General features: G+C 71.0%; 11 protein-coding genes and 1 tRNA gene. 6 read left to right on the forward strand and 6 right to left on the reverse strand.

The window, feature by feature from the left end; all coding sequences use genetic code 11:
- The first annotated feature begins 67 nt into the window (after positions 1 to 67).
- Positions 68 to 139, forward strand: a tRNA-Cys gene (locus BN2279_RS25000).
- 9 nt (positions 140 to 148) lie between these two features.
- Here the strand turns inward: BN2279_RS25000 and BN2279_RS25005 are convergent.
- Positions 149 to 1,144: a DUF1259 domain-containing protein gene (locus BN2279_RS25005; RefSeq protein ID WP_059013303.1), complete on the reverse strand. Its 996-nt coding sequence runs from the start codon at positions 1,142 to 1,144 to the stop codon at positions 149 to 151.
- An 867-nt stretch (positions 1,145 to 2,011) separates the two neighbouring features.
- On the opposite strand from BN2279_RS25005, the gene BN2279_RS25010 reads away from it, so the two are divergent.
- Both BN2279_RS25010 and BN2279_RS25015 read left to right on the forward strand, forming a co-directional pair.
- Complete coding sequence (locus tag BN2279_RS25010; RefSeq protein WP_059013304.1) at positions 2,012 to 2,482, forward strand: pyridoxamine 5'-phosphate oxidase family protein; 471 nt, start codon at positions 2,012 to 2,014, stop codon at positions 2,480 to 2,482.
- Positions 2,483 to 2,603: 121 nt separating this feature from the next.
- Positions 2,604 to 3,086, forward strand: coding sequence for a MarR family winged helix-turn-helix transcriptional regulator (locus BN2279_RS25015; protein WP_059013305.1), 483 nt, complete (start codon positions 2,604 to 2,606; stop codon positions 3,084 to 3,086).
- Here BN2279_RS25015 and BN2279_RS25020 read toward each other — a convergent pair.
- Together BN2279_RS25020 and BN2279_RS25025 are read right to left on the reverse strand one after the other, a co-directional pair.
- Positions 3,060 to 3,875 (reverse strand): GntR family transcriptional regulator, encoded by an 816-nt coding sequence (locus BN2279_RS25020; protein ID WP_059013306.1) that lies wholly within the window; start codon positions 3,873 to 3,875, stop codon positions 3,060 to 3,062. The two genes, BN2279_RS25015 and BN2279_RS25020, sit on opposite strands and share 27 nt — an antisense overlap.
- The gene (locus BN2279_RS25025) at positions 3,872 to 4,414 is read right to left on the reverse strand and encodes a UTRA domain-containing protein (RefSeq protein WP_059013307.1); all 543 of its coding nucleotides are present in this window, start codon (positions 4,412 to 4,414) and stop codon (positions 3,872 to 3,874) included. Before BN2279_RS25025 ends, BN2279_RS25020 begins: the two co-directional genes overlap by 4 nt.
- Positions 4,415 to 4,576: 162 nt before the next feature.
- Here BN2279_RS25025 and BN2279_RS31275 point away from each other — a divergent pair, with 162 nt between their 5' ends.
- Positions 4,577 to 5,512, forward strand: coding sequence for a tetratricopeptide repeat protein (locus BN2279_RS31275; protein WP_324612868.1), 936 nt, complete (start codon positions 4,577 to 4,579; stop codon positions 5,510 to 5,512).
- Here BN2279_RS31275 and nhaA read toward each other — a convergent pair.
- The 3 genes from nhaA to BN2279_RS25045 all read right to left on the reverse strand — a co-directional run bounded on the left by nhaA (position 5,482) and on the right by BN2279_RS25045 (position 9,180).
- Positions 5,482 to 6,864: a Na+/H+ antiporter NhaA gene (nhaA, locus tag BN2279_RS25035; RefSeq protein WP_079032484.1), complete on the reverse strand. Its 1,383-nt coding sequence runs from the start codon at positions 6,862 to 6,864 to the stop codon at positions 5,482 to 5,484. The genes BN2279_RS31275 and nhaA overlap by 31 nt on opposite strands.
- Before the next feature lie 144 nt (positions 6,865 to 7,008).
- Positions 7,009 to 7,734: a potassium channel family protein gene (locus BN2279_RS25040; protein ID WP_079032485.1), complete on the reverse strand. Its 726-nt coding sequence runs from the start codon at positions 7,732 to 7,734 to the stop codon at positions 7,009 to 7,011.
- Between the two features lie 72 nt (positions 7,735 to 7,806).
- Entirely contained in the window at positions 7,807 to 9,180 is a 1,374-nt protein-coding gene (locus BN2279_RS25045) for a TrkH family potassium uptake protein (protein WP_234348080.1), read from the reverse strand.
- A gap of 131 nt (positions 9,181 to 9,311) precedes the next feature.
- On the opposite strand from BN2279_RS25045, the gene BN2279_RS25050 reads away from it, so the two are divergent.
- On the forward strand, positions 9,312 to 9,977 hold the full coding sequence (locus BN2279_RS25050; protein ID WP_324612869.1) for a hypothetical protein: 666 nt from the start codon (positions 9,312 to 9,314) through the stop codon (positions 9,975 to 9,977).
- 54 nt (positions 9,978 to 10,031) lie between these two features.
- A complete protein-coding gene (locus tag BN2279_RS25055) occupies positions 10,032 to 12,098 on the forward strand; it encodes an SPFH domain-containing protein (RefSeq protein ID WP_059013309.1) in 2,067 nt (688 codons plus the stop codon).
- Positions 12,099 to 12,106: the final 8 nt, after the last annotated feature.

The raw sequence follows: 12,106 nt of genomic DNA on the forward strand, positions 1-12,106 counted from the left end.
GCTTCTTCCGGCACCGTTGACCGGCGGGAGGCCGGGGCGGCAGAGTCGTCACCACGCCACAGCACATGGCCGTGTGCCCGAGTGGTTCAGGGGCTCGCCTGCAAAGCGAGTTACGTGGGTTCGAATCCCGCCACGGCCTCCCAGCACGTCACCGCAGCGGCACGACGTCGGTCGTGTCCACCGCGCGGCGCAGGCCCCGGCAGATGCGCACCGGGTCGCCCGCGGCCCAGATGTGGAAGAAGAACAGGCGGGGTTCGTCCCGCAGGCCGTGGTTGTGCAGCGTGACGATGTCGATCCCGCCGCGGCGCAGGGCCACCAGCGTGTCCTGGACCTCGTCGGCGATCATCACCAGATCGCCGCTGAGGATGGCCTTGCCGTCGCCCACCGGCTGGAAGATGAGGGCGGTGGTCGAGCCGAGGCCGGGCGGCAGGATCAGGTGGCTCTCGCTGATCGTCTCCCTGCGGACGAAGGAGTACTTCCAGACCGTCTGGTCCTGGACGCCCTCGATGCCCATCGCCTCGTCCATGCCCGCCATGTCCAGGTCGAGTTCGGGGCGGACCGGCGTCGCCGGGGGCGGCGTCGAGGTGCGGTCCATCGCGGCGCGGATGCCGCGCGCCATCCGCACCGGGTCGTTCCCGTGGTCGTGGACGTGCGTCCACAGGACCGAGGGGTCGTGGGCGAACAGGTGCTTGTGGATCGCGGTCTGCGCGATGCCGTTCCGGCGCAGGGCGTCGGTCACCCCGTTGAGTTCCTCCTCCTTGACGACGAGGTCACCCATCAGCATCGTGCTGCCGTCGTTGTAACGGACGAACGACACATGCGTGCCCAGCGCCAGCGACGAGGTGATCGGGTAGCCCAGGGAGGTCACCTCCAGGTCGTCGCGGAGGAAGGCCGTGTGCCAGAGCATCTCCCGCCGCATGTCGCCGGGGCGGCCGAGGGCGCGGGCGACCTTCTCCCAGTCCGACTCCTGGGTCACCACCGGTTCGAGCATGTCGTCCGAGTGGCTGGAGCTGTTGTCGCCGGATATCACGGCGGCACCCGTGATCGAACCTGCCAGTACGGGCGTCAGTGCGGCGGCGGTCATGACACGGCGGCGCGGAGTCCCGGCGGAGAGGACGCTGCGCAGCTTGCTGTCTCTGCTCATTTTCTCGATCCTGTCAGGTGAATGTGGCGTGACAGTGACGCTGGAGGTGTGAAAGGAAGACGCGCGCGCATGACGGACACCGGACGGCGGTGCCGCGAGGGGCATCGGCCGCCGGGTCAACGCGTCCGGGCGTGGAGTTTCGCGTCACCTCATGCTGCCCGGGCGGTCACGCCCGGACATGGCGGCATCTTCCACGCAGTGAAGAAGCGATCCCGCCGCCCCTGCGCCGCCCGATGGACGAGCGCGCCGGCGGCAGCCGTGATGAACCACCCCGAACCCCCCTTCCCCATACCCGCCTCTTATACACATCTCCGAGCCCACGAGACAGGCAGAAATCTCGTATGCCGTCTTCTGCTTGAAAAAAAAAACCCTCATGTATCCGATTATTCCTCCTCCCATGTGCTCTCCCACTCCCTTCACTTATACACCACTCCTATCCGGTGCGGCCCCCCGGCCCCTGGCCGAAGTGTGACACATCGGCTGCGGTAGTGATTCCCTATTTACCACGCCTTTTTAGGTGGGCTTTCGGCCATCCTTCTGTGTGTCCTATGTGGATATGTGGCGGAGTTGGCGTGTGGAGTGATCGCCTTCCGGCTGCTTTTCCGGGCGTCGCGCGGGTCAATGGTGAAGAGAGCTGCCCGTTGTTTCCAGGGCTTGCCCCGCCGGCCTGTGGAGCGCCGCACGAATCCCTCGCTTCTCCTTCGTTTTTCCGTGATGTTCGGTGCGTGGCCTGATCGGTTCGCGACGATTCCCGCTCCTCCGGGTGGAAGCCTTCCAGGAATGGAGGGAAGGTGCTTCTGGCATATGCGTGAAAGAGGGCGCGGATACCCGACAGAAGGTGTCGGGTATCCGCGGTGGCATAGGGGCATGACGACGGCATGGGCGGATTTCGAGACGGCGGAGCGTGACTTCGCCGGGATCGTGCGGACGCGGTTCGCGGGATACCGGCACCATGTGCTCGCCACGGTGCGGGCCGATGGGGCGCCCCGGCTCAGTGGACTCGAAGTGGACTTCAGATTCGGCGAGTTGTGGCTGGGAATGATGGGTGGCTCGCGGAAGGCGGCGGACCTGCGGCGCGATCCGCGGTTCGCCGTTCACGCCAACCCGGGCCCCGGGGACGGCATGGACGGCGGCGACGCGCGGATCGCGGGCCGGGCGTTCGAGGTGAACGACCCGGCGTTGGTGGCCCGTTACGCGGCGGAGACGGAGCCGCCCGAGCCGTTCCACCTCTTCCGGACCGCGGTGGAGGAGGTGGTGCGCACCACGGTCGAGGGCGACGAGCTGGTGGTGTCGTTCTGGCGCCCCGGCCACGGCCTGCGCACCGTGCGCCGCCGCTAGAGCCCGCCTTGTGAACCACCCCCGGCCGGGGGCGTCATGGAGGAGGAGTTCCATGACGGGGAAGGCCGCTCATGTAAAAGCTTTCCTCAAAGCTATCTACGCGTGCCCTACCCTGTTGAATGTGAAAGATCCGGTGGACGAGCTGATCGAGGCATGGCAGGCCGAGTTGCCGGATGTGCTGGGCCCGGCCGCCGAGTTGATCAAGCGCGTGACCGTGCTGGCGGGTGAGCTGTCCGCCGCCACCCGGAGCGTGCTGCCGGAGTACGGGCTCACCCCCGCCGAGTTCGACGTGCTGGTGGCGCTGCGCCGCTGCGGAACGCCCTACCGGCTGCGGCCGAATGAGCTGAGCAGCGCGCTGCTGCTCTCCACCGGCGGCACCAGCAACATCGTCAACCGCCTGACCGGGCGCGGCCTCGTCCAGCGGGAGGACGACCCGGCCGACGGCCGGGGCACCCTGATCCGCCTCACCGCCGAGGGCAGGCGGCTGGCCGAGGCCGCCGTGCGGGCCACCTCGGCCGCGCACGAGAGGCTCTTCGCCGACCTGCCGCCCGGTGTGGTGCGCGCGGCGACCGAGGCCCTACGGGACGTCTCCCTGCCCAGGTGACGACGGACCGAAGTCGTAGCGCAGCTCGTACAGATGGCCCGCCTTGGCCAGGATCGACGCCTCGATCGCGATGTCGTCGTCGCTGTGGACCACGCGCAGCGTCCGCAGCACCGGCAGATCGCCCGGCAGCCGCAGCAGCGTGTACTGCTCCTGCGTCGGGATGCGGGCCGAGACCCGGTCCACGCTCAGCCGAGGGGGATATCCCAGCTTCGCCAGGAGCGTCGGGGTGCCGCCCCTTATCCTGCGGTGCTCCATCAGGGCGGTGCCCCGCACGATGCCCAACGGGTAGTAGGACTTGACCAGTTCGACCGGCTCGTCGTCCAGCAGCAGCACCTGGCTGCGCAGCAGCGCCCGTTCGCCGGGCGCGAGCCGGAGCGCGGCGGCGGCGTCCGCGGGCGGCGTCGTCTCGCCCACCTCCAGCAACTCGCCCCGCGCGCGCAGGCCCAGCCGCTCGGCCTCGGCCAGCCAGCGGTACGGCTCCCCGGCCGCCGCCGGGGCCATGTACGCGGCGGGCCGCACGGTGCGCTGCCGGTGCTCGCGCACGGTGACGCCCGCGCCCGCGCGGCCGACGACCAGGCGTTCCTCCTTCAGCAGCGCGACGGCCTTCTGCACGGTCGCGTTGGAGGCGCCGAACCGGCTGGTGAGCTGGGCCGTGGACGGCAGGTTGGCGCCCGGCGCCAGGTCCCCGCTCATGATCTCGTCGCGCAGATCGGCGGCGATGCGCTCGTGCAGCGAGCGGGGGTCCGCGGCATCCGCCTCGATGGGGGGAGTGGTTCTGGGCAAGATCATCCAATCCGGAGTTCGTAACGAAGCCGCTGGCGCCCCGCCGGCATGGTCATCTTGTCGACCTGGATCGGGCGTCCCGCGCCGTCCAGCGTGACCCGCGTCAGCCGTAACACCGGCTCGTCCGGGCCCGTGCGCAACAGCCCGCGCTCCTCCGCGTCCGGCATTCCGGCCGTGACGTCCTCGCGCGCCAGCGCGCCCGCGTGGCCGAGTTCGGCCAGGAGCGTCACGGCGCCGCCGGGGATCTTCGCCGTGCCGGCCAGACGGGTGCCGGACGCGATGTGCGCGGGATAGTACGTGTCCGTCAACTCGCAGGGCCGGTCGTCCAGATACATGATCCTCCGGCGCACGACGACCACCTGTCCCCTGGTGGTGCCCAGCAGTTCGGCGACGTCCGCCGGTGCCGGAACCTCCCCGGCGTGGACGATCCGCTGCCGGCCGCGCCGCCCGCGCGCCGCTGTTTCCTCGCTCCACGCGTCACTTCGGCCCCCCTCCCGGGGAGTCAGGTACGGCGCGGAGGTGCTGACCCAATCACTGCTGCTCACGGCGTCCTCCCGCTCGGCATGCGCGCCGGTGCGTCCCTGCCGTCATACACCGTAGGCGACCCGCTCTTCGTATCAACTACGCCATCCGCCCTTGTTGCCTTTCGCGAAGAGCGGTACGGTTTCTACGCGGGTAACACCCTTTCGTCAAGGCGGTGATGCACCGTGTTTCTGTCACGGGCCCGATCACGGCGACGTGAGTTCCCCAGAGACCTCACGTCCGTTCGCGCCGCGCGGGACTTCACGTCGGCCACCCTCGCCGAGTGGGGGCTCGCCGACCGGGACGACGACGCCAGGCTGTGCGTGTCCGAGCTGGCGACGAACGCGCTGCTCCACGGCGACCCCACCGGGCGGGAGTTCAGCGTGCGGCTGGAGGCGGACACCGACTGGCTGAGAATCGCGGTGCGCGACACCGGCGCGGGCCGGCCCGCGCCCCGGGCGTTCGGGCCGGACGGGGACGGCGGGCGCGGCCTGGCGCTCATAGCCGAGCTGGCCGACGCGTACGGCTTCACGGAGCACACCGTCGGCAAGACCGTCTGGCTCGCCTTCAAGGTCGGCGCCCCTCGCGGCGCTGCGGGAGTGTGCGAGGCTGAGCCCGTGAGCGAACCGATGGGTGAACCCGCGTGGGAGCGGCGGCTGTCGGACGCCTGGGCGTCGGCCGAGCGGTCCGGTGCCGAGGAGTTCGTGGCGACGGTCGAGAAGCTCGTCGCCGAGCTGCCGCCCGGCAGCGCGATCGGCCTCTTCGAACGCGCCGCGGCGCTGGACGCGACGGGCCGGGGAGGGCTCGCCGCGCCGCTGTTCCGGCAGGCGCTGGACCTCGGTCTCACCGGTGAGCGGCGGCGGCGCGCGGTGATCGCGCTGGCCGGGACGCTGCGCGACGCGGGCCGGGCGGCGGAGAGCGTCGAGCTGCTGACCGAGGAGCTGGCCGCCGGGTCCGACGAACTGGACGACGTCGTACGGGCGTTCCTCGCCCTCGCGCTGCTGGAGGCCGACCGGGGGCGGGAGGCCGTGTCGGTGGCGCTCGGCGCGCTCGCGCCGCACCTGCCGCTCTACCAGCGGTCGTTGGGGAACTACGCGCGGCTGCTGTCGCCCGGGTCCTGACCCGCGCCGCGGACCCCGGCCTCGTCCGTGTCGCTCACCGCCGAGTCCTCGTCCGTGGCGTCCGCCGTCGTGTCCTGCCGCGCCCGGCCGCGCAGTGTCAGCATCAGGGTCGCCAGCAGCGCCGAGAGGACCGAGCCGGACAGCACCGCGACCTTGGCGTGCTCCTCCAGGTGCGGCGCCCCGGCGAAGGCCAGCTCGGCGATCAGCAGCGAGACGGTGAAGCCGATCCCGGCGAGCATCGCGACCCCCGCGACGTCCGCCCAGGCCAGCGACGGGCTGAGCCGGGCCCGGGTGAACCGCGCGGTGAGCCAGGTGACGCCGAAGACGCCGACGACCTTCCCGACGACCAGCCCCAGCGTGATGCCGAGCGCCTCCGGCTCCCGGACCAGGGCGCCGAACGTGCCGCCCGACACCTGCACCCCGGCCGCGAACAGGGCGAACAACGGGACCGCGACCCCGGCGGAGAACGGGTGCACGAGGTGCTCGACCCGCTCGGCCGGGGACTCCTTCTCCAGCGGCCCGGGCGTGGTCCGCAGCAGCATGCCCAGCACCACGCCCGCGATGGTCGCGTGCACCCCGCTGTGGTACATCAGGACCCAGGTCGCCACGGCGACCGGCACGTAGACGTACCAGCCGCGCACGTTCAGCCGCAGCAGCAGCGCGAAGAGCGCGAAACCGGCCACGGCGCCCAGCAGCGCCCACAGGTCGAGGGTCGCGGTGAAGAACACGGCGATCACGACGATGGCGATCAGGTCGTCCACGATGGCGAGCGTGAGCAGGAACGTGCGCAGCGCCGAGGGCAGCCGGCGGCCCGCGACGGCGAGCACGCCGAGCGCGAAGGCGATGTCCGTGGCCATCGGCACCGCCCAGCCGCCCAGGTCGCCGCCGCCGGCGCCCGCGACCGCCACATAGACCAGCGCGGGCACGATCATGCCGCCCACGGCCGCGACGACCGGCAGCGCGGCGGCGGCCGGGCGGCGCAGCTCGCCGATGACCAGCTCCCGTTTCAGCTCGATGCCCGCGATGAAGAAGAAGACGGCGAGCAGCCCGTCCGAGGCCCAGTGGCCGACCGACAGGTCCAGACCGAGGGCGGGGATGCCCAGATGGTGATCGCGCAGGTCGAAGTAGGTGTCGCCGAGCGGGGAGTTCGCCAGCAGCAGCGCCAGCGTCGCCGCCGCCAGCAGCATCAGCCCGCCCGTGGTCTCCAGCCGCAGGAACGCCGCCAGCGACCGGCGGCTCCGCTCCGCCTCGGCCCGCGGGTCGCGGCGGAGCCGGCTGAGGAACGGGTACGGCGGGGACGACGGCGACTGCGGGGTCTGCCCGGGCTGGGGGCGGCGGCGTGGCGACGTCATGGACGGCGGCCTTTCGTCGGGAACGAGCGGACGGACGGAGGGATCGTGACGCTCCGTTGCCGACCAGACTTCCCGGCGCACCTTCGACGTCGGGGACAGGAACAGGACGCCGCTTCTCCACCTTACCCCGCGCCGCCGGATCCCTCACCCGAGGTTGGTGAAAGCTTCCACGGCCTGCGTCTTTCCGGTGACGATGATGACATCGCCCGGCTCGATGACGGTGTCGGCGGTCGCGTGGGTGAACGTCTGGCCGGGCCGTTTGATCCCGACGACGGTCACACCGTGTTTCGACCGGACCGCGCTCACGCCGAGCGGGGTGCCGGTGGCGACGCCGGGGGCGACCGTCTTGGCGAGGGCGTAGTCCTCGTCGAACTCGATGAAGTCGAGCATCCGGCCGGTGACGAGGTGCGCGACGCGCTCGCCCATCTCGTACTCGGGCAGCACGACGTGGTGGGTGCCGAGGCGCTCCAGGATCTTGCCGTGCTGGCGGCTGATCGCCTTCGCCCAGATGTTGGGCACGCCCTCCTCCAGCAGGTTGGAGGTGACCAGGATGCTGGCCTGGATGTCGGTGCCGATGGCGACGACCGCGGTGGGGAACTCGTGCACGCCGAGCTGCCGCACCACCTCCACGTCGGTGCAGTCGGCGACCGCGACATGGGTGAGGGCGTCGGCGTGCCGCTGCACGATCCGCTCGTCCTCGTCCACGCCCAGCACCTCCCAGCCCCGGCGCATCAGTTCCTCGGCGAGGGAGCTGCCGAAGCGGCCCAGGCCGATGACGGCGATCCGCTGGTCGCCGCCGTCGCGCTGGGCGTAGGTCTGGGCGAGCCGTTTGTCGCGGCGGCGGCGGATCGAGTGCAGGTAGTTGCTCATCTGCTCATCACTGTCCCGACTTCGGGGTGTCCCGACTGTGGAGGTGGCCGGCGGGGCTGGTTCGCCCGCCGGCTAACCGATGATCGGTCGTTCTTCCGGGTGTTGGTAGCGTCGTGTCCGTTCGCGCAGGGCGAGGGCGGACACCAGGGTGATCGGTCCGACGCGGCCCATGAACATCAGGGCGACCAGGATCACTTGTGCGGCGGCGGGCAGTTCGTACGTCAGCCCGGCGGTCAGCCCGACCGTGCCGAACGCCGAGACGGCCTCGAACAGCACGGCGTCGGTGGACGCGTCCACCAGCGTGAGCAGCGCCAGGGTCGCGACGATCACCAGGCCGACACCGAGCAGTGCGACCGTCAGCGCCTGCCGCAGCACGTGCGGGGCGAGACGGCGGCGGAACACGCCGGAGTTGGGCTCGCCGCGCACCTCGGCCAGGATCGCCGCGCCCAGCACGGCGAACGTGGTGACCTTGATGCCGCCCGCCGTGCCCGCGCTGCCGCCGCCGATGAACATCAGCACCGAAGTCCCCAGCAGCGTCGCCGGTTCCATGGCCGCGATGTCGGTCGCGTTGAACCCGGCGGTGCGGCTGACCGCGGAGTGGAAGAACGCTCCGAGGAGCTTCTCGTCCACGCCCAACGGCCCGAGCGTGCCCGGGTTTCCCCACTCCAGGCCGAGCGTGAGCAGGGTGCCCCCGGCCAGCAGCACCGCCGACATCCACAGCGTCAGCTTCAGGTGCAGCGACCAGCTGCGCCGTCCGGTGGCCCGCCGCCGCGCTCGGTGCCGCAGCAGTTCGATGATCACCGGGAAGCCCAGCCCGCCGAGGATGACGGCGAACGACACCGGCAGCAGCACCCACGGATCCTCGGCGTACTGCACGAGGTTGTCCGAACGCAGGCCGAAGCCCGCGTTGTTGAACGCCGCGACCGAGTGGAAGACGCCGTGGTAGACGGACCGGCCGAGGGGGTCGTCGTGGCCGAAGTAGAAGCGTGACGCCAGGACCACGGCGGTCACCGACTCCACGACCACGGTGATCGCGCCGACGCGCAGCAGGACTTGCCGCACGTCCCCGATGCCGATCCTCGTCTCGGCCTGCGCCTGCAACGTCATGCGCAGCCGCAGCTTGCCCGCGATCAGCAGCGCCAGCAGCGACGCGAGCGTCATCACCCCGAAGCCGCCGGCCTGCATCATCACCAGGATCACGACCTCGCCGAAGCCGCTCCAGTACGTGCCGGTGTCCACGACGGCCAGGCCGGTGACGCAGACCGCCGAGGTCGCGGTGAACAGGGCGGTCAGCAGCGGCGCCGTGGTGCCGTCGGCGGAAGCGACGGGGAGGGCGAGCGCGGTGGTGCCGATGGTGACGGTGACGGCGAAGGCGAGGACCACCATCCGGGCCGGGTGGGTGTCGAACACCAGCCGGCGCAGGGGATTCGAGGGGTGTACCGCCACGCCGTTCCGTCCTGGGGTTCCGGTGATCCGAGCATCGACAACGGGACACCCTAACGCGCCACCGCCACGCCACCGCGAGTCTCGCGGGACTACCGGGCCGTGGCGTCCCCGGCGTATAAAGAGGAGCCGGTGTGGACACAGGGGGGCGGACCATGGGGGACTTCTTCTCGACCGCCCTGCAATTCCCGGCGGTCGTCTTCACGTTCCCGCTCGGCGTGGTCCTCGCGTACTGGCTCTTCGCCCTTCTCTTCGGCGTCGGGACGGATGTCGCGGAGGCCGCCGCCGGGCCCGGGGCGCCGGGTGGGTTCGCCGGTGCCGTCGCGGTGTTCGGCCTTGGTGGCGTTCCGGCGGCCGTGCCCGTCTCGCTGGTTGTCGCGTTCGGCTGGTTCACCGCCATGACCGGGACCGAGTTGCTCGACGCCGGATGGCGGCGGGTTCTGGTGCTGCCCGCCGCGCTGTTCGCGGGCTGGGCCGGCGCCCGGCTGCTCGTGCTGCCGCTGCGCCGCGTGTTCCGGGCCGAACAGGGCATCTACCACGAGGACTTCGTGGGCCGGGTCTGCGTCGTGCGCACCGGCCGGGTCACGGCCGGGTTCGGCCAGGCCGAGGTCGCGGCGGACGACGGCGGCACGTCGATCATCCAGGTGCGGGCCGAGGGCCCGGAGGCCGCCGAACTCACCTCGGGACGCCGGGCGTTGATCTTCGGCTACGACGCGGACCGCGAGTTCTTCTGGGTGGCGCCCTACGACCTGGGCGGCTCGGACGAGTTGGGGCCGGAGGAGAACCGCACACCCGCCTGACACGTCCTTCACAGGACGGAACTCGCGGCTTCACGAGGGGGGCCTCACCTCACCATGCAGACCATCGGCACCAGTCTCGGCGTACTCGTCGCCTCGCTGCTGATCATCGTCCTGGCCGTCCTGTTCATCCTCAGTCGGCTCTTCCGCAAGGTCGAACAGGGCAAGGCGCTGATCGTGTCCAAGGTGCGCAAGGTGGACGTCACCTTCACCGGCGCCGTCGTCCTGCCCGTCCTGCACAAGGCCGAGGTCATGGACATCTCCGTGAAGGCCATCGAGATCGGCCGCACCGGACGGGAGGGCCTGATCTGCCGGGACAACATCCGCGCCGACATACGCATCTCGTTCTTCGTCCGGGTCAACAAGACGGTCTCCGACGTCATCAAGGTCGCCCAGGCCATCGGCACCGAGCGGGCCAGCGACCGGGCCACCCTCCAGGAGCTGTTCAACGCCAAGTTCTCCGAGGCGCTGAAGACGGTCGGCAAGCAGCTCGACTTCGCCGACCTCTACACCAAGCGCGAGGAGTTCCGCGACCGGATCATCGCCGTCATCGGCACCGACCTCAACGGCTACAGCCTGGAGGACGCGGCCATCGACTACCTCGAACAGACGCCGCTGAGCCACCTCGACAAGAACAACATCCTCGACGCCCAGGGCATCCGGAAGATCACCGAGCTGACCGCCGCGCAGAACGTCCTCACCAACGACTTCCGGCGCAACGAGGAGAAGGAGATCACCCGGCAGAACGTCGACGCCAGGGAAGCCGTCCTCGAACTCGAACGCCGCCAGGCCGACGCCGAGATCAAGCAGAAGCGCGAAGTCGAGACGACCCGGGCCCGCGAGGAGGCCGAGACCGCCCGCATCCAGGCCGAGGAGCGGCTGCGTTCGGAGACCGCGCACATCAAGACCGAGGAGCAGTTGGGCGTTCACAACGAGAACCGCGAACGCGAGATCGTCGTCGCCCGGCTCAACCGGGACCGTGTCGTCGCCATCGAGAACGAGCGCATCGAGAAGGACCGGCTGCTGGAGGTCATCGCCCGGGAACGCGAGACGGAGCTGCGGCGCATCGCCAAGGACAAGGAAGTCGAGGGCGAGAAGCGGGAGATCGCGGACGTCGTCCGGGAGCGGATCGCCGTCGAGAAGACCGTCGCGCAGCAGGAGGAGGAGATCAAGAAGCTGCGCACCGTCGAGGAGGCCGAGCGCGACCGGCAGTCCCTCATCATCCACGCCGAGGCCGAGGCCCAGGAGCGCCTGGTCAAGGACATCAAGGCCGCCGAGGCCGCCGAGCAGGCCGCGGAACACCGCGCCCGCGAGGCCCTCACCATGGCCGAGGCCCGCCGCAAGGCCGCCGACCTCGACGCGCAGGCCGCCATCCGCCTCGCGGAGGGCAGGCGCGCGGACGTCGCCGCCGAGGGGCTGGCGCAGGCCGAGGTGCAGGAGCGGATGGCCGACGCCATCGCCAGGACGAGGCACGCCGAGGCCGAGGCCGCCAAGGAGATGGGGCAGGCCGAGGCGGAGGCGCTGCGGGAGAAGATGGGCGCGGAGGCCGCCGGCATCCGGGACAAGGCGGGCGCCATGGCCGCGCTCGACGCCGCCAGCCGCGACCACGAGGAGTACCGGCTGCGCCTGGAGGCGGAGAAGGAGGTCCGGATCGCCGGGATCGACGTGCACCGGAAGATCGCCGAGGCGCAGGCCGCCGTCATCGGCGCGGGACTGGAGAACGCGAAGATCGACATCGTCGGCGGCGACTCCGTCTTCTTCGACCGCCTCGTCGGCGCCATCTCGGCCGGGAAGGGCGTGGACGCGTTCGTCGGCAACTCGGAGCAGGTGCGGGCGCTGGCCGGGCCGTGGCTGGACCAGGAGAACTCCACGTTCACCCGCGACCTCGGCGCGATGCTCGCCGGGCTCGGCGCGGGCGGGCTGCGCGACCTGACGCTCGCCGGTCTGCTCACCGCCCTCATCACGAACGGCGGCGACCGGTCCGGCGAACTCGGCGATCTGCTGGAGACCGTGCGGTCCCGGGGGCTGGCCGACGTCAGGCTCAACGGCGCCGGTGAGCCGGGGACTTCGGGTCCGGCCGTGCCGTCCGTGCCGTCTGTGCCGTCCGTGCCGCTCGCCAAGTGAACGGCGCC

The sequence above is a fragment of the Streptomyces specialis genome (assembly GCF_001493375.1).
Classification (GTDB): domain Bacteria; phylum Actinomycetota; class Actinomycetes; order Streptomycetales; family Streptomycetaceae; genus Streptomyces; species Streptomyces specialis.

What these genes read in the sequence shown, in the direction of transcription:
- BN2279_RS25005 (WP_059013303.1), bottom strand. Translation starts at nt 1,144, where the DNA reads ATGAGCAGAGACAGCAAGCTGCGCAGCGTCCTCTCCGCCGGGACTCCG.
- BN2279_RS25010 (WP_059013304.1), top strand. Translation starts at nt 2,012, where the DNA reads ATGACGACGGCATGGGCGGATTTCGAGACGGCGGAGCGTGACTTCGCC.
- BN2279_RS25020 (WP_059013306.1), bottom strand. Translation starts at nt 3,875, where the DNA reads ATGATCTTGCCCAGAACCACTCCCCCCATCGAGGCGGATGCCGCGGAC.
- nhaA (WP_079032484.1), bottom strand. Translation starts at nt 6,864, where the DNA reads ATGACGTCGCCACGCCGCCGCCCCCAGCCCGGGCAGACCCCGCAGTCG.
- BN2279_RS25040 (WP_079032485.1), bottom strand. Translation starts at nt 7,734, where the DNA reads ATGAGCAACTACCTGCACTCGATCCGCCGCCGCCGCGACAAACGGCTC.
- BN2279_RS25055 (WP_059013309.1), top strand. Translation starts at nt 10,032, where the DNA reads ATGCAGACCATCGGCACCAGTCTCGGCGTACTCGTCGCCTCGCTGCTG.